This window comes from Pseudomonas sp. PA-1-3F (genome assembly GCF_021609665.1).
GTDB classification, from domain to species: Bacteria; Pseudomonadota; Gammaproteobacteria; order Pseudomonadales; family Pseudomonadaceae; genus Aquipseudomonas; species Aquipseudomonas paracarnis.
The window spans coordinates 35,395-60,127 of sequence record NZ_WJZD01000021.1; the positions used below are offsets into that span (position 1 = coordinate 35,395).

Here is a 24,733-nt window from a genome sequence, read left to right on the forward strand (position 1 = left end):
ACGGTCCTTACTGGCTGGAAACGGAAGAGGTATTGGCAACGGGCTGGGTAGGGGCCGCGGGCAGGAAGAACATCACCAGGGCCACCACCAGGTAAATCAGATAGGCGCCCAGGGTGCTCACGGTCGGCACCTCCTGGTAACCGAACATACCGGCCAGTACCGAACCGAGCGGGCTGTCCATGGGCAACGCAGCGCTGAAGTCGAATAGCACGGTCTGCCAGTGATTCCACACGCCGGCTTCATGCAGGGCTTGCACCGAATTGGCGAGAATGCCGGCCGCGACCACCAGGATGAACAGGCCGGTCCAGCGGAAAAACGCACTGAGGTTCAGGCGCATGCTGCCGGAATAAATCAGCAAACCCACAACAATGGCCAGCGCCAGGCCAAGCAGGGCGCCCACCGGAGCGCCCGGACCTTCGCTTTGCTGGAACACGGCCAACAGGAAGAACACCGTCTCCAGCCCTTCGCGGGCCACGGCGAAGAACACCATGGCGATCAAGGCGAACACCTGATGCCTGGAGCCGGCCAGCGCATGATCAAGGGATTCATGCAGCGAGTGTTTAATCGAGCGCGCCACTTTGCGCATCCAGAACACCATGGAACTGAGGATGCCCACGGCCACCAGACCGACGACACCTTCAAACAATTCCTGCTGCTTTTGCGGGAATTCCGCACTGACCAACTCCAGGCCGCCGCCCACCAGCAGCGCCAGCGCTGCCGCCAGGAACACGCCGATCCACACTGCAGGCATCCACTGGCCACGCCCGGTCTGTTGCAGGTAACTGGCGATAATGCCAACGATTAATGCCGCTTCAATGCCTTCGCGCAGCATGATTAAAAAAGGAACGAGCATCGGGCACCCGGGCACAACTAGTTAGGGAGCTAAGTTGTAACATAATGATACTCATTGCTAAACAAGAAATATTGACCTTTGCTGAACGTGGGCTGAACGGTGGTGGCGAAGCGCAACCGCCTTTATGATGCAGACCACCCAGACTGCAGCCGGACAGTTCAACGCCCCATGTCGGAAAAAGACACTATCTCCATCCACCTTGTGCGCGAAGCGCTGTTGCACAGTTGCGCGCCGGGAGCGGCCACCGTTGAGGCATTGAGCAAAGTCGGGATTGACCCGGCGTTGCTTGAGCAGCCCGACGCTCGCGTGGCGGCCACGGCCTATGCACGTCTGTGGCGCTTGCTGGCGCGGCGCAGGGACGATGAGTTTTTTGGCATGGACCCACGCACACTCAAGTCCGGTAGCCTGGCGTTCCTGTGTCGCGCCTCCATGGCGCAACCCAGCCTGGCGGCCGGCCTGGAAACCGGCTTGGGGTTTCTCTCGTTGATGCTTGAGCATCTTCCGGCCCAACTGGTTCGCCAGCAGAGTCTGGCGGAGATTGTCCTGCTCGAACCTGATGAGCCAAAACGCGCTTTTACCTATTTCACCTATTGGATGATCGTCCACGGCGTCGCCTGCTGGCTGGCGGGGCGGCGCATCCCGATCCTCGCCATTGAACTGCGTTGCGCGCAGCCGGACTTCTGTGACGATTACCGGGTGATGTTTTCTGACAACCTGCGCTTTGACCGACCACGCACACGCATGATTTTTTCAGCCGATTGTCTCGACCTGCCGATCAAGCGCAGTCCGGAAGAACTCAAGCGCTTCCTTGCCCGTGCGCCGGCCAACATCCTGGTCAAATACCGCGATCCCGAAAGCCTCGCCACCCGCATCAAGCACGACCTGCGCCAGATGCCGCCCCATACCTGGCCTGAAACCGAGGGCCTTGCGGCCAGCTTGTGCATTTCCGCTTCCACCCTGCGCCGCCGCCTGGCAGAGGAGGGGCAGACTTATCAGGGGCTCAAAGACGGTGTACGCAAGGAGCTGGCGATTGTGTGGCTGGCTGAACCGCAGATCAGTTTTGCCGAGATTGCGTCGCGGTTGGGGTTTGCCGATACCAGTTCGTTCTACAAGGCGTTCCGCAAGTGGTCCGGGTCCAATCCGGGGCACTTGCGCAGCCTGATTCTGCGCGACGCGAGTTGAGTCGGCGGCATTTAGCGTAGCGAAAGGTCTGGCTTGCGCCTCGTCTTTTTCCTATGGAGCCAGCGCAGACCTTCTCTCAGTCTGGAAACCCTTATTGAACGCTGGGTCATGGACGTGTTATCAAAAGTTCCTGCAGCAATACCTCTTCTCTCTTCAGCGCGTTTCGGTCCCCCACCTTTTGTTACCCCCCCTGAGGTCTCGTCATCGTGGGTTGCCGGGTCGGATCCCGCGCAACACAGATTCACTCAAGGCGAGGCGGACGCGATTGACCGGCAAGCCTGGTTGACCGTGTTGGAGCGCAGTGTGCTCGATAAGGCTGACTATGCCTTCGTCGACCTGGCGAACCTGCGGTTTAACCTGGCACCCCGTCCTGGCGCCGTCGACAAAGACACCACCGCACTGGCGTTTCTGCAACAAAGTTTTCCAGCTCTGAGTGGTGAAAACCTGCCGCGAACGGCCGCGCAGGTGCGTAACCTGATCAATTGGCAGCGTCTTGGGCTACCATCGAGCCCTGCCTTGGGCAACTACACCTGGGCATCTGCGCAGGCACCGGAGCCAGGCCACCCAAGCCTGAGCCTTGACGAACGCCAACGCTTGGTCGAGGCGTTAAGAACCTATGTCGGCGACGGCATCCTCACCAGCATGAACGTGACCACGCAAAACATGGATGATCAGATCACTCGGCATCTGAGTAGCCATGCACCGCTCAATCGCTATCGGCAGAACACACTGCTGGCTGCGATTGGGCGTGATCCTGCCGGGTTTTCAAACAAGCAGCGCAACCAATTGCTGCTGACTGCCCTGATGTTGAGCATTGACCCCGAGCTGGGGCAGCGTAGAAACCATATCGCAGGTTATGACCTGTATTCACTGGCTAACGCCGGGCGTACCCTGGCAGAAGTCAAGGGCGACTTGAAGGCGCATCTGGTGCGCAATGGGCGCGTGCGGCCCGAGGCGGTGGATGCCACTGTGCATATCATGCTGGCCAGTGTCGCTCCAGAGTTTGTGCTGCCAGACACGCCGGATACGTTGCGCATCGGCTCTCCTGCCTGGGTGGTACTCAGGAAAACTGTCGCGTTGCTGGAGGAGTCAGCAGAGGGCTCCAGCCGCACCCTCACCTATGACCAGGTGCTGGAGCGCGCCATCCTCCAGGCCCAGACGCCGGAGCAAGTGGTGTTGTTTCATGCCATCGAAACAGAACCGCTGCTTGATTGGGCAACGATGCACGGGGTCATTGCTCGGCGAGCGGACGATCAGTACACCGCCCAAGACCTGCAAGTCGCGGCGACAAAATACAACGACTATATCGAGAGCTCTCATCAGGCCCTTGTAACACTGAGCACCCCGATAAAAGACCGGCGAGCGCGAGCGCAGGCTGACCTCGAACGCGTGCTTCCGGGGCACGATCTGAACGAACCGATGCATACCGTGGCGTACCGGTTTCCCCAGTTGCTGTCTAATATGGTGCCCGGGTTACCCTGGTTGCAGCGCAGTCTCGGCTTTAAGGAAAGCCTGGTTGACCTGCACATGAGCGGCAATCTCAAGTACGGTGAATTTGCCTCGACCAAGCTTGTGGATATGACTGGCGCCACGTTGTTCAAAGATGAATATGACCCCAGGCTGGCTTCCCTGCGGGTGCACTTCACGAGGTTGAAACATTCCGGGCAGTCCCTTGCCGAGGCTGTCAAGGGTGATACCGAGCGTTTTCAAAAGGCCGTCTCCACGGGCCTGAAAGACATTCTCAGCAAAATGCCCTACGCGGACCGGCAGGCACTGGCCACTCAGGAACTGACCTTTTATCGAGTCGAGGCCGAGTCCATTAATGGCGCAGGTACTTCCATAACAGATGCCGATGAGCAACTCCAGGCGGTGAGGGGGCGCTATGGCTTCCTGATCGGCGTCGGGCAGGGCAAAGATGCCAAGTGTTATGAGTTTTTTCCCATGAGCGGGACCTATGTCGAACGGCACGACTTCAAGGCGATGTTGGACAAAGGCGAGGCAATCGTCCCGCGGTTGTGGGTGACCCGTATGAAGTCCCACGTGGACGGTCCACGGGCGGGGGCATCCGAGGTACAGATCAGGGCATTGCGCGAAACACTGCCGGCGGCGACATCTTCACAAACGCTGGCACCGCTTGGTTTTTTTTCGGAGCGGGCCACTGCGATTGCTGACTACGTAGCCCAACGCAATCTGGTGCTGGATCCCGAACAACTCCTCACTACCGCAATGGGGCAAACGGCCTCGGAGCGTTTCGATGATCGGGTCAAACGGGTCAGTAAAACACTTGTAAATACATTGATTCCCTTCAAGGCTTGCTACGACGACATTGTCTCCGGGCACGTCAAAAAAGATCTGAGAGCGTTGACAGGGTGCGCCACCGACGTTGCGGTAGCCATTACTGTCGTCGCAGGAGGTGCAGCGGAGGGGGCTGCAGCGTTCGATAAGGCGCAAACCGGCTTTTCCAGGCTGGCGGCGGCTACCCGGGCGGTGGGGACAGTCACCAACGGTTTGCTCAATCCATTCGCCGGCCTCTCTGAACCTCTGCTCAAAGCCGCCAAGTGGGTAGGAAGCCGCCTGTATCGGCTTGGAGAGAAGTCCCAGAGCGTGGTGCGCGCCGCTTGGAAAGCGCAACTCGAAGAACAACGGGTCGGGCGCGTTCGGCAAATGCGCCGCGACTCGCTAAAAAGCACAGAAAAGCCGCAGGAAGAGCGCCCGGTGGAGACGCAACCGAACGAAGGCAAGGTCAAGCCAGGGCCGAGAGCCACACGCGCGGAGGTCAAGGAACTCATCGAGCGTTCGCAGCCGCTGATGGTGTCCAAGGTGGACGATGCACTTAAAGCGCTAGCAGACCCTGCGCTGACTGAAGACGTGGACTTTGTGCTCAAGAGCTTCCAGGGCATGACACCTGTTCAGGCGCGAAAACTGATGACCTCTCGCCTTTCACGGCTCAAGACCAACGCTCAAGCGCTGACTACCAGAAATATAAGGTTCATGCGCTCCCGGGACCAACGATGGGTGGCGCAGGTCATCCCGGAAGATTTCAAGGTCGATAAGACGGGGAAATTCATGGAGGTCAACATCGATGGTGCCAAGCGCTATTACCAGCATTTCGGCTCCCACGAAGGCGCTATGAGCAACGCGTTGATTCATGAATTGGACCACCTGCCAGGCCCTGTGAGCCGAGGTACGCTTGATTTCGCCTACCTCACGCGGTTGAGAACAGACGAAGAAAATGCGGCAGGCTTGCTCAACCTGGCCAAAGGGCATACCGACCCTGCAGTGTTGGCCCTGCCAGGTGAAGATGCACCAGACCTGGTGAGCAAGACGGGCATCAACATGTATGGCTCGCGCGCCGGCAGCCTCAACGGGGAGTCCACGATGACCAGTGTTGCCCTGCTGTCTCAGCTCAAGACAGACCCCAACTTGTTCAAGCAGAACCGCGCGATAATTGAAGCCGCGCAGGCGGCTTTCGGCGAATTACCGATCACCGATCAGGTACCCATAAGAATCGCCAGCGAAAACTCTGCGCCAGGGTTGATCTACGCGATGGACCAGGGCTCCAAGAAGCTGATCGGAGTTTATCGATTAATGCAGCAGCCTCCCGGTACCGTGCTTCCCGATCGCCCGCCCAAGTATCAACCGGCACGTGAAAAGGCGTTCAAGGCCTATGTGCAAGAGCACTTGGTATTTTGAAAAAAGTTCTTTTCAGAATGGGCCGTCAGGACGGCACCTGACTTGCTTGAAAGTGGCGTTACAGGCGGGATTAGGAAATAACTCACAGCGCCCTTCGCTTGAGTATGACAGACCCTGCCTTATTGTTTTTAGGAAGTGGCTGGCATATCCGAAATAAAAAATCGTGCACGGTTTTAACGGTGATCCTGATCGGCAGCTGGGTTGAATCGGTCGTGGATGGATCGCAGTACTTAACTCTGAGGGTGTTGCTACAGGCGAATGAGCACGTGGTGTAATGACCTTCATGCGTTAAGTTTTCAATCCATACTATGAGGATGAACTTATGAAGCGTTTGATTGCGTTACCCTTTAGTGCGTTGATGATGGTGTCTGTTCAGGTGTCTGCTCTTTGCTTGAATATCTCAGAGAGCTTTAGTGGGGGAGTAGAGGCAGACAGCGAAACTACCGCGCATGGGCCGTTCACGATAGGCGGTAATAGCGGCTGTTCCGCAGCCAATATTGAAGCAATGGTGTCAGCAGGCGGGGCGGGGAGGGCTCCCCAGATTTCTATTGAGCGAGAAGTTGGCTCTTCTTGGACAAAGGTAGCGGCCAATCCTCTGTCACCTCGCGTGTCCTGGCTGGGGCCTTTTGGCACATATCGAATCCGAGTGCACAACCCTGACGCCGTCTCCAAGACCTACTCAGGAACCGTAAGATACGGGCGCTGAGCGGTAACAAAAGCAGTGTGTCAGGTCCTCTGGCACACTGCAGTCTGTGCAATCTGACTCTAAATCAAGCACGTTCTTCCACTGATAAATCATTTTTTGAGGAGCCCGAAAAATACGCAAGCGCATTAATCGCGCGATTGGCGTCAACCATGCCCTGTATATACTCCGGAATTCCCTGTGAGCGCCCTACATCCGGGTTGCTTTTCACAAACGCGAGGTAGTCAGCCAACTTTTCATCAAACAAGGCTATCGCATTGAATTTCACGTGCGTGTTTGTTTGCTTTCCATTGACGTCAGATGCACCATCTCCGGATATGAATATTAGGAAAGCCTGTGTATCGATGATTTTACTGTCGTACAGTCTCCTTCCGATCGCCTTAAGTTCATCTGTGCTTATAGAAGTCATATCATAGTTTTTTAAAAAAGCTTTCAGCTCTGCAATGTCGTCTTGCTGCCACATTCGCAGCTCATCAACGGCTTTGGATTCTTCAACAAAAGTAAATGTGTTCGTCGTTTTCTCTGGATTTTTGACAACAAAAGCATCTGTCTGTTTGGAAAGTGTATTGGGCATTACCACTCTCATATCCATGCTCGTCTCCTTATAGGATGAAAGGTTCACCCTGCTATCGACCCCTTGCGACAGATATTTAACCTGTTTGAATATTTGGGAAACTTCTTTCAGATAAGTATTACACGTAGGCCAAATTGATTGATCCGCCAATGCCAGGCTAAAAAAAAGCCCCGCGACCGAATGGACCGCAGGGCTAAAAATTGGCTGGATGCGACCAACCAAAGGAGCTCTTTACATCACTTGTTGCTAGCCACCACTGTATCCGGCTGCCAACCACCCCCAAGGGCCTTGTAGATTGCGACGATGCCGCGATACAGGTCGACTTCGGCCTGGGCCTGGGCGTCTTCGGCGGCCAGGCGTTCGCGCTGGGCGTCGAGCAGGACCAGGAAGTCCACGGTGCCTTCGCGGTAGCGGATCGCCGCAAGGTCGGCGGCGGCGCGGCTGGATTCGCTTTGGCGGATCAGCGAGACCAAACGTTGCTGGCGTTTGCCGTAGTCGCTGAAGGCGTTTTCAGACTCTTCCAATGCCAGCAACACTTGCTGTTCATAGGTGGCCAGCGCGCCATCGGCTTCGGCATTCGCGCCACGCAAACGCGCGCGTACGCTGCCCAGGTCAAACGCGGCCCAAGTGATGCTCGGCCCTAGAGACCAGGCATTCGCGGCGGCCGAGCCGATCTGCGAACCGCGCCCGGCGGTGAAGCCGAGGAAACCGCTGAGGCTCACCCGTGGGAACAGGTCGGCCTTGGCCACGCCGATACGTGCGGTGGCGGCGGCCAGTTTGCGTTCGGCGCTGAGGATGTCCGGGCGCCGTTGCAGCAGTTGCCCTGGGTCGCCAATCGGCAACGCCTTGGCAATCGCTGGCAAGTCTTTCGGGCTCAGGTCCACGCTCAGCTTGTCGGGGCGCTGGCCGAGGAGGGTGGCGATGCGGTTGCGTTCGCGCACTTGTTCGGCCTGCAGTTGCGGCACGCTGGCTTCCACCGCTGCCAGGCGCGCATCGGCACGTTCCACGTCGAGCTGATCACCGACGCCAGCATCACGCAGGCTGACGGTGATGGCACGCGACTCCTGCTGGTTCTTCAGGTTGTCCAGGGCAATACGTTCGCGCAGTTGCGCACCGCGCAGTTGGCCGTAGGCATCCACCAGCTCGGCAATCATGGTGACTTGCAGCTGGTACAGGTCGGCTTCGGCCACCTGTTGGTCGGCGTCACTGGCTTCCAGGTTGCGGCGGATACGTCCGAACAAATCCACTTCCCAGGCCATGTCCAGGCCCAGGTCGTAGCGCTCGCTGTTGACGCGTTTGGTGGTCTGGCCGGGAATCTGGCCCTTGCCCACATCGCTGCTGGCGCGGGAGGTGACCACCGGCATGATGTCGTTGGCCGCATCATCACGGATGGCCCGTGCCGCCCGCAGACGGGCGAAGGCCACGCGCAGGTCGCGGTTGCCGCTCAGGGACTGGGTCACCAACTGGTTGAGGGTCGGGTCGTCGAACTGCTGCCACCAGATGCCTTCGTATTTGGCGTGGTCGTAGCTCTTGGTGTCGGCGGCGGCCGTGATATTGGCCGCCTCCAGTGGCTGGGTCTTGTAGTCCGGGCCTACGGCACAGGCGGCGAGCGCCAGCACCAACAGGCTCGGCAGGAATACTTTCACACTCATTGCTGTGTCTCCAGCTTCAAGGCCTTGGCCGCTTTGCGCGCTTCACTGCGTTCGACATAGCGGCGGATCAGTACGTAGAACACTGGTGTCAGCAACAGACCGAAGAAGGTCACACCGATCATCCCGGAGAACACCGCCACGCCCATGGCATGGCGCATCTCGGCGCCGGCACCGCTGGAGAGCACCAACGGCACCACACCCATGATGAACGCGAACGAGGTCATCAGGATCGGCCGCAGACGCAGGCGGCAGGCTTCCAGTACCGCGGCGAGCGGATCGAGACCTTCCTGCTGTTTATCCTTGGCAAATTCGACGATCAGAATCGCGTTCTTGCACGCCAGGCCCACCAGTACGATCAGGCCGATCTGGGTGAAGATGTTGTTGTCGCCGCCCGAGATGATTACCCCGGTAATGGCCGACAGCAGCGTCATCGGTACGATCAGGATCACCGCCAGCGGCAGGCTCCAGCTTTCGTATTGGGCGGCGAGCACCAGGAACGCCAGCAGTACGCAGAGCGGGAACACGAACAGCGCAGTATTGCCCGAGAGGATTTGCTGATAGGTCAGGTCGGTCCACTCGTAGGTCATGCCGTTGGGCAGTTCATCTTTGAGCAGTTTTTCAATCGCGGCCTGGGCCTGGCCGGAGCTGTAGCCCGGCGCGGCGTTGCCGTTGATTTCTGCGGTGATGAAGCCGTTGTAGTGCATGACGCGGTCCGGGCCCGAGGTGTCGCTGACCTTGATAAAGGTCGCCAGCGGGATCATCTCGCCTTTGTTGTTACGCACTTTCAGTTGGCCGATCTGGTCGGAGTCCTGACGGAACTGTTGCTCGGCCTGCACGTTGACCTGGTAGGTACGCCCAAAGCGGTTGAAGTCGTTGGCATACAGCGAACCCAGGTAGACCTGCAGCGTGTCGAAGATGTCGCTGATCGCCACGCCGTGGGTCTTGGCCTTTTCGCGGTCGATGGCGGCGTCGACTTGCGGCACGTTTACGGTGTAGCTGGTGAACAGGCCGAACAGTTCAGGCACGCCGTGGCTCTTGGCAATCACGTTCTGCACTTCTTTGTACAGCTCGTCATAGCCGAGGTTGCCACGGTCTTCGATCTGCAGGCGGAACCCGCCGATGGTGCCCAGGCCTTGTACCGGCGGCGGCGGGAAGATCGCCATGTAGGCTTCTTCGATATTGGCGTATTGGCCGTTCAGTGCACCGGCAATCGCACCGGCAGACATGCTTGGGTCTTTGCGCTCATCAAAGGGCTTCAAGGTCACGAACACAATGCCGCTGTTCGGGCTGTTGGTGAACCCGTTGATCGACAGGCCCGGGAAGGCAATTGCGGCTTCCACGCCGGGTTGTTTAAGGGCGATCTCCGACATGCGCTTCATCACGTTTTCGGTGCGGTCCAGGCTCGCGGCGTCGGGCAGTTGGGCGAAGGCCACCAGGTATTGCTTGTCCTGGGCCGGTACGAAACCGGTCGGCGTGTGGGCAAAGCCGAAGAACGTCAGCACCATCAAACCCGCGTAGACGAACAAGGCAATACCGCTGCCGCGAATCACACGGCGCACGGTGCCTACATAGCCATGGCTGGCCTTTTCGAAAAAGCGGTTGAAGGGACGGAACAGCCATCCCCCGAAGACCTTGTCGAGGAACTTGGAGAAACGGTCCTTCGGCGCGTCGTGACCGCGCAGCAGCACAGCGGCCAGGGCAGGGGACAGGGTCAGGGAGTTGAACGCCGAGATCACGGTTGAGATCGCGATGGTCAAGGCGAACTGCTTGTAGAACTGCCCGGTCAAGCCACTGATAAAGGCGGCTGGAATGAACACCGCACACAGCACCAGCGCCGTGGCGATGATCGGGCCGGTAACCTCGCTCATGGCTTTTTCGGTCGCCGGGAACGGCTCCAGGCCCAGTTCGATATTACGCTCGACGTTCTCCACCACCACGATGGCGTCGTCCACCACGATACCGATGGCCAGCACCAGGCCAAACAATGACAGGGCGTTGAGCGAGAACCCGAACAGGTGCATCACCGCAAAGGTACCGATCAAGGATACCGGCACCGCCACCAATGGAATGATCGAGGCGCGCCAGGTCTGCAGGAACAGAATCACCACCAGCACCACGAGGATCAGTGCTTCAAACAGGGTATGCACCACCGCTTCGATGGAACCGCGCACAAAGATAGTCGGGTCATAGGCGATGCGGTAATCCATGCCCGCCGGGAAGCTCTTTTTCAGCTCGGCCATTTTGCTGCGTACATCGTTGGAGATGTCGATGGCATTGGAGCCTGGACGCTGGAAAATCGGAATCGCAACGGCGGGCTGGTTATCGATCAACGAGCGTAGCGCGTATTGGCTGGAGCCCAGTTCGACCCTGGCGATGTCCTTGAGGCGCGTGATTTCACCGTTGGCGCCGGCGCGAATCACAATGTTCTCGAACTCTTCCTCAGTGACCAGGCGGCCCTGGGTGTTGACCGACAACTGGAAGCTGGTGTCACTCGGCGCAGGTTGGGCGCCCAGGGCACCGGCTGCCACCTGGCGGTTCTGCTCGCGGATCGCCGTGACCACATCGGTGGCGGTCAGGTTGCGCGAAGCGGTTTTGTTCGGGTCCAGCCACACGCGCAGGGAGTAGTCGCCCATGCCGAACAACTGCACGTCACCGACGCCGCCCAGGCGGGCCAGTTCGTCCTTGATATTGAGGATCGCGTAGTTGGACAGGTACAACATGTCATAACGCTGATCCGGGGAGGTCAAGTGCACCACCATGGTCAGGTCGGGGGAGGCCTTGTCCACGGTAATACCGATGCGCGTCACTTCCTCCGGCAGCTTGGGCTGGGTGCGCGTCACACGGTTTTGCACCTGCACCTGCGCGTTGTCCAGGTCGGTGCCCAGGGCGAAGGTGATGGTCAGGGTCAGCTTGCCGTCGGCGGTGGACTGCGAGGACATGTACAGCATGTTCTCGACACCAGTGATGGCTTGCTCCAACGGCGCGGCCACGGTTTCACCGATGACTTTAGGGTTGGCACCCGGGAAGTTGGCGCGCACTACCACGGTCGGCGGCACCACCTCCGGGTATTCGCTGATCGGCAGTTGGAACAGCGAGATTGCACCGGCAATCAGGATCAACAGCGACAGCACCGCTGCGAAGATCGGCCGTGAAATGAAGAACTTGGAAAAATTCATCTTGAGTCGTATCCCTTAACCGCGTGGAGTCGCGACGCTTGCGAGCTTGGGCGCGGGTTTTTCCGGCGCCACTTGCTCCAGGTTGCTGGCTTCAAGCGCTTGTCGTTGTTGGGCCAAGGCGGCGAGGGTTTCCTTGCTGGCCATCGGGATGGTTTCAGGTGCGACCGGCGAGCCTGGGCGTACACGCTGCAGGCCCTTGACGATCACGGTGTCGTCCTTGGTCAGGCCGCTGCGCACGATGCGCAAACCTTCGATTTTCGGCCCCAGTTCCACCGCGCGATAAGCCGGCTTGTCGCCGTCCATCACCAGCACGAATTTCTTGCCCAGGTCAGTGCCGACGGCTTCGTCGTTGATCAACACCGCCGAATAGGTGCCGCTGCCGACCAGTTTCAAGCGCGCATACAGGCCAGGGGTGTATTCGCCCTTGCTGTTGTCGAACACCGCACGGCCACGGATGGTGCCGGTAGCCGGGTTGACCTGGTTGTCGACGAAGTTCATCTGGCCCAGGTGCGGGTTGCCGGTTTCGTTGGACAGGCCCAGGTACACAGGGGTGGTTGCGCCACGCCGGCCTTCACGGGCCAGTTCGGTGTACTTGAGGAACACGCGCTCATCGGCATCGAAGTAGGCATAGACCTTGTCGGTGGAGACCACACTGGTGAGCGCAGTGGTATCGGCGGTTACCAGGTTGCCGGCGGTAATTTCGGCACGGCTGACGCGGCCACTGATGGGCGAGGTCACGCGGGTAAAGCTCAGGTTCAGCTTGGCCAGGTCCAACTGCGCCTGGATCCCGGCCATGGCGGCACGGGCTTCCTGGGCGGCGGTGGTGCGCGAGTCGGCCAGTTCGGCGGAGATCGCATTGCTCTGGCGCAGGCGTTCGCCGCGTTGTGCTTCGTTTTCGCTGCGGGTGGCGGCGGCTTTGGTCTGAGCCAGTTGGGCCTCCAGGCGGCGTACTTCGGCCTGGAACGGGCGCGGGTCGATCTGGAACAGCAGGTCGCCTTTCTTGACCAAAGCGCCTTCAGTAAAAGCGACTTGGTCAATCTGGCCGGACACCCGAGGACGAATCTGCACGGTTTCCGGCGCTTCAAGGCGCCCGGTGAACTCGTCCCACTCGTTGACCGGTTGTTCCAGCACCTTGGCCACGCTGACCTTGGCAGGAGGCATGGCGGCCGCCTGTTCCTGGGTCTTGCCGCACGCGCTCATCACCACCACGGCCAATATCGCCAGAGGGAAGCGCAAATGTTTGAGTGACTGTTCCATGAGGTGCATCCGCCAATGTATTTGAGATGGGCGGATCATGCGCGGGGAGGTGCTATGTCACGAATCGAATGAAGCAAAGGTAACTATCATTCGGAATGATATAAGCGCGGAGTCAGCCCTCTAGCATGGGGGTTTTGTTAGGGAGCTATCAATGTGATTGATGACAAAAGACTGTTGCTGAGGGTGCAAGGAACTTTCCCAGCAATCCGTGGGAGCATCACGGCGCCTCAAACGCGTCGCCCAGAAAGTCGATCAAGGACCGCACCGACGGCATCAGCCCACGCCTGGAGGGGAACACGGCGGTGATCACGCCTTCAGCGGGTTGCCATTCAGGCAATACGGCAATCAAGCGGCCATCGGCCAGTTCGTCTTTCACGACTACCTGCGGGAGGTTGGCGATGCCCACGCCCGCCAGTGCTGCGTTTTTCAGGGTCGACATATCATCACTGACCAGGCGTGGCGTGTGCGCGACCTGGGCCGTCGCGCCGTCCGGCCCGGTCATGTCCCACAGGTACGCAAGCAACGGGTTGCCCCAATGGATCGTCGCCAGCCCGGCAAGGTCAGCCGGTAGCGATGGCAGGGGAGCGTCCTGCAGAAAAGTCGCGCTCGCCACCAGTACCTGAGGACTTTTCGCCAGTACCTTCATGACCAGCTCACTGCTTTCCAGCGGTGGGAAACACAGGTTCAAGGCCATGTCATAGCCTTCGCTGATGATGTCGACCTTGCGGTTGAAGCTTTTCACGTTCAGTTCGACGCTGGCGCATTGCGCCATGAATTGGGCGAGCATCGGCGCCACCCAGTAGTTGAGCAGCGCAGTGGTGCAACTCAAGCGGATCACGCCCCGCGGCTCTGATTTGTTGAAGGCAATCACATCTTCGGCCGACTCGGCTTCGGCAATCATCGCCACGCAATGGCGGTAATAGGCCTGGCCGATATCGGTGACCTGGAACTGGCGCGTCGAACGCTGTATCAGCCGCGCCCCCAGCCTGGCTTCAAGCTGGCTGACTCTGCGGCTCAAGGTCGATTTGGGCAGGTTCAGCGCACGGCCCGCCGCCGCAAAGCCGCCGTGCTCGACCACCTTGGCGTAGAGGAAGAGTTCGTTGAGGTCGAACATGGGCAGTGTTCCATTTTTGAGATGGCCAAGATTAATTCAACTTAGCCAGTATCGACAGCCATGTACACTCCGTTCAAATCGACGCAGTCACCGAGGGCACCACATGATCGACCGTTTGCGCTGGGCAACCCATCGTCTCACCAAGCGATTGTGGTTCAGAGCCTCCTTGTTCTCGCTTCTAGGGGTCGCTACGGCACTGCTTGCCGTTGTGTTCAAAGACTTCGTTCCCGAGTCCCTGCCCACGCGCATCGGTGCAGATGCGGTGGACAAGATTCTGGGCATCATTGCGTCCAGCATGCTGGCCGTCACGACCTTTTCGTTGAGCACGATGGTCACCGCGTACGGTGCCGCAAGTAGTGGTGTGACCCCGCGAGCCACCACTTTGGTGATGGAAGACACTACGACGCAAAACGCCCTCGCTACGTTTATTGGCTCATTTCTTTTCAGCCTGGTAGGCATCATTGCCCTGAGCACCGGCGCCTACGGCGCGCAGGGTCGCGTGCTGCTGTTCGCGGTGACCATCGCCGTGGTTGTACTGGTGGTCTACACCCTGCTGCGGTGGATCGACCATTTGTCCAAGCTCGGCAGGGTAGGAGAAACCATCGACCGCGTCGAAAAAGCGGCCATGGCGGCCATCAGCCAACGCGCCCAATGGCCCTGCCTCGGCGCTGCAGCCTACCCGACCGATCACGCTCTGGCCCCCGGCGCAATGACCATCGAAAGCGAGCAGACGGGCTATGTGCAGCATATCGACGTGTTGGCCTTGGGCGCTATCGCGCAGCATGACTGCACGCATATTTACCTGGAGGTGGTGCCGGGAACCTTCGTACACGAAGGCATGCCACTGTTGCACGTGGTCAGCCTGGGCACCAGGCAAGACGATGGCACACAGGCCACCAGGGAAAAGATCCTGTCTACGCTGACCATCGGTAACCGTCGCACATTCGAACACGATCCCCGTTTCGGGCTCTGCGTCCTCTCTGAAATCGCTTCGCGCGCGTTGTCACCTGCCGTCAACGATCCAGGTACCGCTATTGATGTGATTGGCCGGGGAGTGAGAACGTTGACATGCTGGGGTAAGCCCGGCGGGTCTGGCCGGCAGACAGATCAGCAGTGTGAGCAGGTATTTGTTCGAGGGCTGAACGTCGATGATCTGTTTGAGGATTTCTTCGCCCCGATCAGCAGAGACGGTGCAGGTGTGTTCGAAGTGGATGCTCGCCTGTTGAAAGCCCTTATCAGCCTTGCCGAAATAAACCCTGTTCTGTTCAAAACGGCGTGCCTTAGGCAGGCGGACCAACTCATCACACGCGCGCATACAACACTGACACTGCAGCATGAGAAGGAGCGACTAAGCGCCTTGGCGAAGGCGATAGGCGTGTAGGAGGCTACTGGGCCTGCGCAGCGGCACTCAAGGTAGGGAATTAATGGCCTTTATGACCGCATCGGCGATGGTCTTTGTAATAAGCCGACGCTGACAGTTATCAATCGTCGGGCTCAGCCATGTGGGCAGGCTGTTCAGTACGGGCAAAATCGCCGTGAGCGCGCCCTCACGCAACGGCCCGCCGGGCTGATGGCCCTGCTGGCCGATCACCTTCATGAGTTGCGACTCATAGGCTCGCCTCAATCGCTCAACGCTCGCCTGCATCGGAGCGCCCAGGCAATTGGCGTCCATGACCGCTAACTTGAAGTGCCCGGTCATCTGTTCATGCAATTGAAGATGGCCTTCGATCAGTGTTGTCAGACGTTGTGCCGGCGTCAATCTACGGGTGTTGATCCGGTCGACGTGCGACAAGAGCGCCTGATATAGCTCTATCAGCCACTCATACAACATGGCTTCCTTGCTCTCTACATGGTGATAAATCGCTCCCGGGCTGATGCCAACATGCGCTGCCAATTCGCGCATGCTGACCTGGCTGAAACTACGCTCCTTGAACAGCTCCAGGGCTCTGCGCTGAAACTCCGAGCGGCTGAGCGCGAGAGCCGTCCTCATGTGTCGAGTGCCTGCTGCTTGGCAATTTCCTGGTTGCGCAGAATGAACCGCTGCAACTTACCACTGGGGGTCTTGGGCAGTTGCTCGACGAACTCGATTTCCCGTGGGTACGCATGCGCAGCCAGGCGCTGTCGGACATGCAGGCGCAAGACTTCTGCCAATTCGACACTGGGCAGGTACTCACGATTGAGCACGACAAACGCCTTGATCAGTTCGGTGCGTTGCGGGTCGGGCTTGCCGATCACCGCGGTTTCGACGACTGCCGGATGTTCGACGAGCGCGCTCTCCACATCGAAAGGCCCCACGCGGTAGCCGGACGTGGTGATCACATCGTCGTTACGGCCGACAAAGCTGATACTGGCGTCCTCATTGAGCTCCACGATATCGCCGCTCAAGTAATAACGGCCCACAAACGCCTTGGTGGGCATGTGAAGGTAGCCATTGAACCAGCACAGGGGCGAGCGCTCGCGATCCACCGCCAGTACGCCCGGCTGGCCTGTCGGCAACTCCCTTTGCGCATCGTCCAGCACGACAATCCGGTACCCCGGCACCGCATAACCGGCAGAACCCTCGCGGACCCGATGGCGTAACCCATGGTGATTGCACAGCACCATGCCGATTTCGGTTTGGCCGTAATGATCGTGAATGACCACGCCTAGCTGTTCGGCGAACCAACGGATGACTTGTGGGTTGAGCGGTTCGCCGGCGCTGCTGACGACACGCAGTTGGCCACGTACGGCGTCGGCGAACTCGGCCCCGGCGTCAATCAGCAGGCGAAAGGCCGTAGGCGAGCCGGCCAGGTTGCTGATCCCGTACTTGGCGATAATCCGGCTGGTGCTTTGCGTGGTGAAAGGGCCGTCATGGAACAGCGTGGCCCGGCCGCACGCCAGTGGCCCGGTCACTGCGTAATACAAGCCATAGGCCCAGCCGGGGTCGGCGAGGTTCCAGAAACGGTCGTCTTCGCGCAGGTCGATTGAATCGCGCATATAACTTTTGAAGGCAAGGATGGCGCTCAAAGGCACCTCCAGCGGCTTGGCCGGCCCTGTGGTGCCCGAGGTGCACATCAGCAGGAACGGCGCACGGGCGTCCAGCAGCTCAGGTGTGCAGTCGGGTTGTTGATGTTCCAGCACATCCCAAAACGCGTAGTCGCTGGGACGCCGTGAGGTGGCGTCGGTCACGATGACGTGGGGGCAGTCGAAGAGCTCGTCCAGCTTGGGACGATTGTGGGCGTCGGTCACGATCCAGCGCGCGTTGGAACAGTCCAGTCGCTGTTCAATGGCCTTGGGGCCGAACGCGGTAAAGAGTGGTTGGTAGACCGCCCCGATGCGCCAGGTTCCCAAGATGGCAATCACCAGTTCAACCGTGCGTGGCATCAGGCCGGCAACCCGATCCCCCGGCTGCACGCCATGGGCTCGCAGGAAGTTGCCGAAGCGCGCCGCGTGCGCCTGCAGTTCGCTGAAGGTGTGCTGCGTGGCGTGGCCATCGCGCGTTTCACAATACAACGCCACGCCATTGCCATGGGCATGCCGGTCGCAGCATTCAATGCAGGCATTCAAGGCGCCGGGTTCGCCGTGCAAGTCCCGGGCAGCCAGTTGTAGATAATCGAAGGATGAGACTGCTGAGTCGTAATCGCGCATAACGTACCTGGTTATTATTGTTGGAATATGTGCTTTGCCCACGCAGGCTGCGCGGCCACCTCTACCTCGGTCAAATGGGGTCAGCCTGCAAGGACGGCGTCGGCGCCGATAAGGCCAGGGAGTCAAAGGTTGTCGCCCCCGGCAGGGCTTGCCAGGCCGAGGGGCCAGCGGCGATTTCCTGAGCGCTCAGCAGGCAATTGTCGAGTGCGCGCTGCAGTGCCTGGGTGTCCAGGCCCTGGCCGATAAAGACCAGCTCTTGCCGGCAATCGCCGACAATGCTGTCCCACTTGGCCATGATGTTCTGCAACCGATATTCATCCAGCGGCCATTGCGCCTGCTCGATGAAGTTCCACCAGTGCCCGACGTAGTCCCACTGGAATTGCCTGCCGCTTTGCACCAGCAGGCCGGTTTCCAAGTGCCTGCTGGCGAGCCAGAAGTAACCTTTGCTGCGCAACAGTCGCCCGTTTCGCCAGGGCTGCTGGAGAAAATCGAGTAATCGCTGTGGGTGAAAAGGGGCACGCTCGCGGTACACCCAGGAGGTCACGCCATAGGTGTCCGATTCAGAGGCCGGCGCGTCGTCGGCCTGCATTTTTTTCATCCAGCCGGGCGAGGCCACAAGGCTAGGCAAATCAAACAGGTGAGTACCGAGGATGGCGGATAACTCCACGTTACCCTGAGTCATCGGTATGATCCGCGCGCTCGGGTTAAGGCCGGCGAGGATCGCGTGCACGGCCTTGTAGCCGGACTCGTCGATCAGGTCCAGTTTGTTGACGAGAATGACATTGGCGTATTCCACTTGCTCGATCAGCAGGTCGGTCAGGTGGCGCGTGGGTGCGTCGTCGCGGTCCACAATGTCCGGCGATTCGAGCAATGCCTCAAAGCGACTGCCATCGACCACCGTCACCAACGTATCGAGCCGCGCCAGTTCGCTTAGGCTGAAGCCCTGCGCGTCGAGGAAGGCGAACGTCTCGGCAACCGGCATCGGCTCGGAAATCCCCGTGGACTCGATCAACAAGTAGTCGAAACGTTGCTGGCGTGCCAGGGCGCTGATCTGCTCGAGCAAATCGGCGCGCAGCGTGCAGCAGATGCAGCCATTGCTCATCTCGATCAACTCATCGCGGCCCCGGTGCAGCGCTACGTCGCGCCGCACCTGCTCGGCATCGATGTTGACCTCGCTCATATCATTGACGATGACCGCAACGCGCAGGCCGTCGCGATTGCGCAGGATATGGTTGAGGAGGGTGGTTTTGCCGGCGCCGAGGAAGCCGGAAAGCACCGTCACCGGCAGTCGGCCTGCCAAGGCACCGTCCATCATGCGTTCACCGTGCCATCGGCGTGGTCCAGGTAGCTTTCGAACAGGTCGACCACCACGAACCCCTCATCTGCTGCATCGCCCCAGAGATCTTTCACGCGAAACTCGACGTGGTAGGTCGGCTGATGCGCCGCGCTCAGATCGCCGTGGCCGATAGCGTCAGGGAAGGGCCACTTTTGCGCGGTGCGGTGCACAACCACGCCTTCTTTGCCGCGCACGTAGGCCGGCATGCGGGTATGCCCGGCCACATACTCGTTGCGCACCACCACCCGGTCGCCCACTTCAAAGGGCGGGCGGCCGCTGATCGCCGGGCGCCCGCTGGCATGCGCGGGGTTCGCCAGCTTGAAGTGCGAACCCAGGGCCTGGTCGAGTTCCGCCTGGGTGATCACACCGGTTTCGACCAACAGGGTGGCGGTCGCGATGACATAGCGTTCGTAGTATTGGGTGCCGACATGTTGGCGCACGTCGAGGCGCTCCACGGCATGGCGAACTTCGTCCACGCTGAACTTTTTCAAGTGATCGGCACCGACAAACATCAGGCTGTAGGCCAGGTGTTCCCAGTCCTGCTTGAACACGGGTTGGTAGCTCAGGCTGTTGATGGTGTGAGGGATTTTGCCAAAGCCTTGAAACCCACCGAGATCGTGAAAGCCATCCATTGTGAATACCTCTGAAAAATGCAAAAAACAAAGGGCACCGTTTACGCCACGTAAGGCAGCGCCACGCCGATAAGAACATCCTTGGTGATCAGTTTTCGCAGGGCCTCTTCATCCATGGATTCGCTGCCCTTGGGCCGTAAAGGCAGCACCAGATAGCGGGTTTCGGCGCTGGTGTCCCACACCTTGACGATGACGTCGGCCGGCAGCTCGGTGCCCAGCTCCCGCAGGACGGTGCGCCCTTCGCGCACCAGTCGGGCGCGGAACTCGAAGCCCTTGTACCACTCCGGCGGCAAACCCAGGACAGGCCAGTTGGTGCAGGAGCACAGGCTGCACACAATTACGTTTTTCACGCTGGGCGTGTCTGGCAGCGCAACAATGTATTCACCCTGCGGGCCGGTATAGCCAAATTGGGCGCACGCCGCGGTGCCGTCTTTGAGCAGCAGTTCGTGAAACTGCGGGTCCACCCAGGCTCTGGCGACCACTTGAGCCCCGTTCTCCGGGCTCCACTGGTGTGCCATCAGCTGTGTCATGTGGTCGATGTAACCGTCGGGGATCAGATCCTTCTGCTTGAGCACTTGCAGTAGCGCTTGCGCGCGTTCTCCCGGTGTTGATGTGGTTGCTTCATGTGCGCTCATAAGTTGACTCCTCATCGTTGAGCTTCTGGGCAGCGCCTGGCGGCTTGTTCTTTTTGCGCTGCGCGGGATTACCGGCTAACAGTTTTTCCAGTCAACCGACGCCTCGAACGCTGCGCCAGCCTGGTAAATCGTGCCTTCGGCATAGTGCTTGCTGACCAGCATCATCCCGACAGGTAAACCGTCTACCAGACCACAGGGAATCGACATGGCCGGATGCCCGGTGATGTCCTGGGCAGAGGCATTGCCGATCATTTCCAGTGCACGGGCCACGTACTCGGTAATCGAGCAACCCGGCTGCGGGTGGGGTTGGGCGATGATCGGGACGGTGGGCATCACCAGCAGGTCATACCGCGCCAACGCGGCGTCATACCCGGCACGTGCCACGCGCCTGAGGTTTTGTGCCTTGGCGTAGAAACGTCCGTTGTAGCGTTCCAGACCGTATTGCCCGACGAACATGCACAGCTTGAGAGAAGCGGACAGGTCATTGGCCTGATCGCGCCATCCGGCTTGCTGGTCCAGCAACCCGAGGTCATACAGCCCTTGCCAGTTAAAACCGGCCCCATTGCCGTGCATCATCTGCATCATCAAGCCTTCACAGCCGATGGGGTGCCATAGCGAACCGGCAATGCTGTGCTCAGGCACCGACACCTCCTCGACCTGCGCGCCCAGCCGCGAAAACGCTGCAATGGCTTGACGTACGCAAGAGGCCACACGTGGGTCCTGGTTGGCCAGTTCAAAACCTTCGCGCAGGATGCCGATCCTCAGCCCGCTGACACCGCGTTCCAGGTAATCGCTGTAAGCGTCGACCTGCGGCGCGGCTTGTCGCGGATCGAGCCCATCGGCGCCGGCCATCACTTCCAGCATCAAGGCGTTGTCGCGCACGTTTGCGGTAATGGGGCCGGCGTGATCGATAGTCGCTTCGATGGCCATGATGCCGGTGTAGGGCACCAGTCCGTGGGTCGGCTTCATGCCGTAAGTGCCGCAGAAGGCGGAAGGGATGCGGATTGACCCGCCCTGGTCACCGCCGACTGCCAGGTCGACCTCGCCGGCGGCAACCAGTGCTGCGCTGCCGGAAGACGAGCCTCCCGAGGCAAAGCCCTGGCGAAAGGGGTTGTGCACCGGTGCAGGATCTGAGGTGTGGCTGCCGCCGGACAGGCAGTAGTGTTCGCACGTTGCCTTGCCGAGGATGGTCGCGCCGGCATCCAGCAAGCGCGTGACAACCGTGGCATCGAAGGCGGGAACGAAGCCTTCAAGCGGCTTGGCACCATTCATCATGGGGACGCCAGCCAGTGAAATATTGTCCTTGAGGGCGACCGTTTTACCCGCCAGCTTGCCTTCGCGCGCACCGTTGACTTCGGTGCGGAAGTACCAGGCGTTGAGCGTGTTGTGTGCGGCCGAGGGACGATAGCCCGAGCTGCGTTCATAACGGACCGGCGGGATGAAGTCCGGCAGCTCGTCAACCAGGTCATATGCGTCGAAGCTTGCCTGCATAAGCGCCAGGTATTCATCGGCTTGCTTTGCACTGAGTTGCATGTGCAGGCGGCTCGAAATATCCAATAGCTGTTCAAGGGTGGGGCGAGCGATTGCCATGGTTGGGCTGTCCTTATCGTAAGTGGCCGAAGAGCACTGCGTGCTCAATATCAGCGAGCCTGGGGCTCAAGATAGTCCGCGGATCCAGCCGGCGGCTTGGTTGAGAAAGACATCGACTTGGTTGAGCCGGACACCCAGGCGCCAAGGGCGCGCGGTCGCAGTTTCTGGCGTTAAAAAATGTGCGCGTAGCGCAGGTTCATGCGGAAGTCTTCGCGGGTGCCGTTGTCCACCGAGAGGTCTTTGCCCAATTGCAGTTGCACTTGGTCGGTGGGGCTGACGAACTTGGTGGCGGTGAGACGCAAGTTGGTGGTGCCTAGTTCGTTGTCCTGATTGACATGCTCGACGTTTGTCTCGCCACCCCAGGTACGCCCCAAGCCAATACCAAAGGTGGTGGTGGCGTCCGGCATGTAACGCCCCATGATCTGCGCTGCGTAGGACACGTCCTGCTTCATGCGGTCGGCATTTGCACCGTAATCCGTATTGTCGCCATACCAGGTCGCGCCGCCGACCAGGTCCATCGCCCATTTCTCTGTGAAGTGCTTGACGTAGGCGCTCTGCAGTTCGAATTTCCAGCGGTTCTCCCCTAGGTTAAGCGCGTCGTCCTTGTCATACGTCCCCGAAGGCACATACACATAGGGGGCGATACTGAGGGTGTCGCGGGCTTCGTTGAACCGCCATTTCACCGGCGCGGTGAGGATCAAGTCGCCCACGCCTCGAGTACTGCCCAGTGCTGAGGCGTCACCTGCGCCGGAGACGTGCCCGAAAGGCAAGAGGAATTGCGGGTCGATAGTGACTGTGTCGCTGAGCGCATACACATGGAGCAGACGCAGGATGCCAACGTCGGAGGTCACCCTGAAGTCAGAGCTGACCTTGTGTCCGTTGGCGTAAGCCGAGTCCGTAGTGGCGTGCTGATAATAAATCGCACCGATAGTGGCGCCGACTGGATATTGCTCGTAATCGCCAGGCGCGACTTCACCCGCGTTGGCGTGGAGGGCGGGCAACAGGGTTGAGAGAGTCAGCAGGTGGACCTTGTTCATTGTTTATTCCTCGCACAGGGGACCGGGCCACCCGTGAAGGGTGGCAGGCGGTAGAAGCCGGGTTGTTAAACGCCGCGGGCGCTCAGGCTGTGGGCGGCAAGGCGTCGCGCAACATGCCGGTTTGCGAGTGACAGTTGATGTACTCGAAGACCTGGCTCTTGGCGTCGGACACGGACACCTCGTGGTACAGCCTCAACTTCTTCAAACCCGCGGCCACGCGAAAGAACGTCACGAAAATACGCAGGTGGGTAGGGTGGGATTCAGCCCAGCGTTCGAGTTTCTCCACCGAGCGCCAGTGACCGATGTTGTAGCTCAGGTCGAGAACGTTGCCGTCCAGGTCGATATTGCGCACGAACCTGTTGCTGTAGCAGCCCAGCGGCTGACCGTTGTCACGCAGGAAGTCCATGCCGTCCTGCAACGTCGGTAAAATTTCGTCGAGGTAGAGGGAGCGCTCCTCTGCCTGGGCATCCGCCCAGTCCTGGCCTGAACGAATCAGTGTGAGGTTGTCGTGCCCCAGCACCACGACGCGTCCGCCCTTGGCGGGGTCGCCCGCGACCACTTGCAGCTCGCTCGTGGGCTTCATCCAGTCGGTCTGGGAGATCGGGAAACGGTCGCGCATCGAGCCCCAATAGCCGTGCTCTTCGATCTCGCCACTGGTGGCATCCATGACTGCGCCGACACCGGGCAGGTTTTCCTGGAAGGCGTATAGCGTCTCGAACTGCTCGGCGCGTGGCGCGGTGATTTCGCGGAAGTAACCCAGGCCTTCACCCAGGCGATCCGGTGAACTCCACCAGTCATTCACCTGGGGTGAGCGCAACCAGCGGCAATGGGCGGCAGGGTCTTTCCAGTACCCGACCACAATCAGATTATCAAAGCCGCTGCTGTCGGTGTGCTGGGTCAAATCGTAGTTCTGCGGGCCCTCTGCCAGGCTGAAACTGCCGACGATGTGGCGCATAGCCTGCAAGGCCGCCTCGCGCTGGGCATCTCCTTGATATTGCACGCCCAGATAAGCCATCACCACTTGTTGCAGTTGCTCATCGGCGCGCGCCACCCACATCGGGAACGGCGGTTGATACTCTTCGGGTACACGGCGGGACAGGGTGCGTGGGCATTTCAGATGTGTGTCGATTGCAGATTCCATCTTGAGCTCCTCGTTATTTTCGTTCAGGCCTACGGGTGGGCGTCATCGCGTCGGCGGCAGGGGGCGCTTGGCGACCTGCCGTCGGTGCAGCAGCTGCATGGCCCCCCATTCAATCAACCAATAAGCCGACTCCTCAGGCGCGAGGTCGCGCCGTTGCAGAAGCCAGGAGGAATCAGCCAGTCGTGGTGCAGAGTGTCGATGCATGGCGTGCCTCATCAGCGGGGTATGAGCTGCTGCGAGGTGGAAATTAGGCCGGCAGAGAAGGCCGCGCTTTGTTAGGCGAGACAACCGCTTGGTTGGCAAAGACAGTCCTGCTACGGAGGTTCACCTGTGGTCTGCGCTGGTGCACACGGGCTGATGGCGTGATGTGATGTGCCCTTAAACGGGCATAGGCGCGAGACCTGTGGCGAGGGAGCTTGCTCCCATGACGGCCTGACAGCCGCCTCCCTCTATCTGACACCCGTCGGTGCAAATGTGGAAGCTGGCTTGCCACTGCATTTGGCGTGTTAATTGCTTCGATGGCTGACAATC

General features: G+C 59.6%; 17 protein-coding genes. 3 read left to right on the plus strand and 14 right to left on the minus strand.

What is annotated here, in order from left to right; all coding sequences use genetic code 11:
- Window positions 1-7: 7 nt before the first annotated feature.
- Window positions 8-853 carry an iron uptake transporter permease EfeU gene (gene efeU / locus GIV26_RS16440; protein WP_236281528.1) on the minus strand — a complete coding sequence of 282 codons (846 nt, stop codon included), beginning with the start codon at window positions 851-853 and terminating at the stop codon, window positions 8-10.
- A gap of 168 nt (window positions 854-1,021) precedes the next feature.
- Between efeU and GIV26_RS16445 the strand changes: the two genes are divergently transcribed.
- Entirely contained in the window at window positions 1,022-2,035 is a 1,014-nt protein-coding gene (locus tag GIV26_RS16445; RefSeq protein WP_054895923.1) for an AraC family transcriptional regulator, read from the plus strand.
- Between the two features lie 303 nt (window positions 2,036-2,338).
- A complete protein-coding gene (locus GIV26_RS16450) occupies window positions 2,339-5,728 on the plus strand; it encodes a hypothetical protein (RefSeq protein ID WP_236281530.1) in 3,390 nt (1,129 codons plus the stop codon).
- A 770-nt stretch (window positions 5,729-6,498) separates the two neighbouring features.
- Here the strand turns inward: GIV26_RS16450 and GIV26_RS16455 are convergent.
- The 5 genes from GIV26_RS16455 to GIV26_RS16475 all read right to left on the minus strand — a co-directional run bounded on the left by GIV26_RS16455 (window position 6,499) and on the right by GIV26_RS16475 (window position 14,204).
- Window positions 6,499-7,023: a hypothetical protein gene (locus tag GIV26_RS16455; RefSeq protein ID WP_236281532.1), complete on the minus strand. Its 525-nt coding sequence runs from the start codon at window positions 7,021-7,023 to the stop codon at window positions 6,499-6,501.
- A gap of 218 nt (window positions 7,024-7,241) precedes the next feature.
- The gene (locus GIV26_RS16460; RefSeq protein ID WP_236281533.1) at window positions 7,242-8,657 is read right to left on the minus strand and encodes an efflux transporter outer membrane subunit; all 1,416 of its coding nucleotides are present in this window, start codon (window positions 8,655-8,657) and stop codon (window positions 7,242-7,244) included.
- Window positions 8,654-11,833 carry an efflux RND transporter permease subunit gene (locus GIV26_RS16465; protein WP_034127367.1) on the minus strand — a complete coding sequence of 1,060 codons (3,180 nt, stop codon included), beginning with the start codon at window positions 11,831-11,833 and terminating at the stop codon, window positions 8,654-8,656. Before GIV26_RS16465 ends, GIV26_RS16460 begins: the two co-directional genes overlap by 4 nt.
- A 15-nt stretch (window positions 11,834-11,848) precedes the next feature.
- Window positions 11,849-13,090 carry a multidrug efflux RND transporter periplasmic adaptor subunit MexE gene (gene mexE, locus GIV26_RS16470; protein WP_034127407.1) on the minus strand — a complete coding sequence of 414 codons (1,242 nt, stop codon included), beginning with the start codon at window positions 13,088-13,090 and terminating at the stop codon, window positions 11,849-11,851.
- Window positions 13,091-13,307: 217 nt separating this feature from the next.
- Window positions 13,308-14,204, minus strand: a complete 897-nt coding sequence (locus tag GIV26_RS16475; protein ID WP_236281535.1) for a LysR substrate-binding domain-containing protein — start codon at window positions 14,202-14,204, stop codon at window positions 13,308-13,310.
- A 103-nt stretch (window positions 14,205-14,307) separates the two neighbouring features.
- On the opposite strand from GIV26_RS16475, the gene GIV26_RS16480 reads away from it, so the two are divergent.
- Window positions 14,308-15,585: a DUF2254 domain-containing protein gene (locus GIV26_RS16480; RefSeq protein ID WP_236281538.1), complete on the plus strand. Its 1,278-nt coding sequence runs from the start codon at window positions 14,308-14,310 to the stop codon at window positions 15,583-15,585.
- A gap of 27 nt (window positions 15,586-15,612) precedes the next feature.
- Here the strand turns inward: GIV26_RS16480 and GIV26_RS16485 are convergent, their stop codons facing one another.
- From GIV26_RS16485 to oxdA, 8 genes are all read right to left on the minus strand, one after another.
- A complete protein-coding gene (locus tag GIV26_RS16485) occupies window positions 15,613-16,194 on the minus strand; it encodes a TetR/AcrR family transcriptional regulator (RefSeq protein ID WP_034127369.1) in 582 nt (193 codons plus the stop codon).
- A complete protein-coding gene (locus tag GIV26_RS16490) occupies window positions 16,191-17,831 on the minus strand; it encodes an AMP-binding protein (protein ID WP_054895916.1) in 1,641 nt (546 codons plus the stop codon). The genes GIV26_RS16485 and GIV26_RS16490 overlap by 4 nt, the downstream gene beginning before the upstream one ends.
- A 70-nt stretch (window positions 17,832-17,901) precedes the next feature.
- The gene (locus tag GIV26_RS16495; protein WP_236281540.1) at window positions 17,902-19,146 is read right to left on the minus strand and encodes a GTP-binding protein; all 1,245 of its coding nucleotides are present in this window, start codon (window positions 19,144-19,146) and stop codon (window positions 17,902-17,904) included.
- Window positions 19,143-19,799, minus strand: a complete 657-nt coding sequence (gene nthB, locus GIV26_RS16500; RefSeq protein ID WP_096144579.1) for a nitrile hydratase subunit beta — start codon at window positions 19,797-19,799, stop codon at window positions 19,143-19,145. Before nthB ends, GIV26_RS16495 begins: the two co-directional genes overlap by 4 nt.
- 41 nt (window positions 19,800-19,840) lie before the next feature.
- Complete coding sequence (gene nthA, locus GIV26_RS16505) at window positions 19,841-20,434, minus strand: nitrile hydratase subunit alpha (RefSeq protein ID WP_186527739.1); 594 nt, start codon at window positions 20,432-20,434, stop codon at window positions 19,841-19,843.
- Between the two features lie 75 nt (window positions 20,435-20,509).
- A complete protein-coding gene (locus GIV26_RS16510) occupies window positions 20,510-22,024 on the minus strand; it encodes an amidase (RefSeq protein ID WP_236281542.1) in 1,515 nt (504 codons plus the stop codon).
- Between the two features lie 170 nt (window positions 22,025-22,194).
- Window positions 22,195-23,061, minus strand: a complete 867-nt coding sequence (locus tag GIV26_RS16515) for a transporter (RefSeq protein ID WP_236281544.1) — start codon at window positions 23,059-23,061, stop codon at window positions 22,195-22,197.
- 82 nt (window positions 23,062-23,143) lie between these two features.
- The gene (gene oxdA / locus GIV26_RS16520; RefSeq protein ID WP_057977317.1) at window positions 23,144-24,202 is read right to left on the minus strand and encodes an aliphatic aldoxime dehydratase; all 1,059 of its coding nucleotides are present in this window, start codon (window positions 24,200-24,202) and stop codon (window positions 23,144-23,146) included.
- Window positions 24,203-24,733 lie beyond the last annotated feature (531 nt).

Bases quoted from the DNA above. Each gene is read 5' to 3' on its own strand.
- oxdA (WP_057977317.1), bottom strand. From the start codon at position 24,202: ATGGAATCTGCAATCGACACACATCTGAAATGCCCACGCACCCTGTCC.
- GIV26_RS16445 (WP_054895923.1), top strand. From the start codon at position 1,022: ATGTCGGAAAAAGACACTATCTCCATCCACCTTGTGCGCGAAGCGCTG.
- GIV26_RS16460 (WP_236281533.1), bottom strand. From the start codon at position 8,657: ATGAGTGTGAAAGTATTCCTGCCGAGCCTGTTGGTGCTGGCGCTCGCC.
- nthB (WP_096144579.1), bottom strand. From the start codon at position 19,799: ATGGATGGCTTTCACGATCTCGGTGGGTTTCAAGGCTTTGGCAAAATC.
- GIV26_RS16465 (WP_034127367.1), bottom strand. From the start codon at position 11,833: ATGAATTTTTCCAAGTTCTTCATTTCACGGCCGATCTTCGCAGCGGTG.
- GIV26_RS16475 (WP_236281535.1), bottom strand. From the start codon at position 14,204: ATGTTCGACCTCAACGAACTCTTCCTCTACGCCAAGGTGGTCGAGCAC.
- GIV26_RS16490 (WP_054895916.1), bottom strand. From the start codon at position 17,831: ATGCGCGATTACGACTCAGCAGTCTCATCCTTCGATTATCTACAACTG.
- GIV26_RS16480 (WP_236281538.1), top strand. From the start codon at position 14,308: ATGATCGACCGTTTGCGCTGGGCAACCCATCGTCTCACCAAGCGATTG.
- GIV26_RS16485 (WP_034127369.1), bottom strand. From the start codon at position 16,194: ATGAGGACGGCTCTCGCGCTCAGCCGCTCGGAGTTTCAGCGCAGAGCC.
- GIV26_RS16495 (WP_236281540.1), bottom strand. From the start codon at position 19,146: ATGATGGACGGTGCCTTGGCAGGCCGACTGCCGGTGACGGTGCTTTCC.
- mexE (WP_034127407.1), bottom strand. From the start codon at position 13,090: ATGGAACAGTCACTCAAACATTTGCGCTTCCCTCTGGCGATATTGGCC.
- efeU (WP_236281528.1), bottom strand. From the start codon at position 853: ATGCTCGTTCCTTTTTTAATCATGCTGCGCGAAGGCATTGAAGCGGCA.
- nthA (WP_186527739.1), bottom strand. From the start codon at position 20,434: ATGAGCGCACATGAAGCAACCACATCAACACCGGGAGAACGCGCGCAA.
- GIV26_RS16510 (WP_236281542.1), bottom strand. From the start codon at position 22,024: ATGGCAATCGCTCGCCCCACCCTTGAACAGCTATTGGATATTTCGAGC.
- GIV26_RS16515 (WP_236281544.1), bottom strand. From the start codon at position 23,061: ATGAACAAGGTCCACCTGCTGACTCTCTCAACCCTGTTGCCCGCCCTC.
- GIV26_RS16455 (WP_236281532.1), bottom strand. From the start codon at position 7,023: ATGGATATGAGAGTGGTAATGCCCAATACACTTTCCAAACAGACAGAT.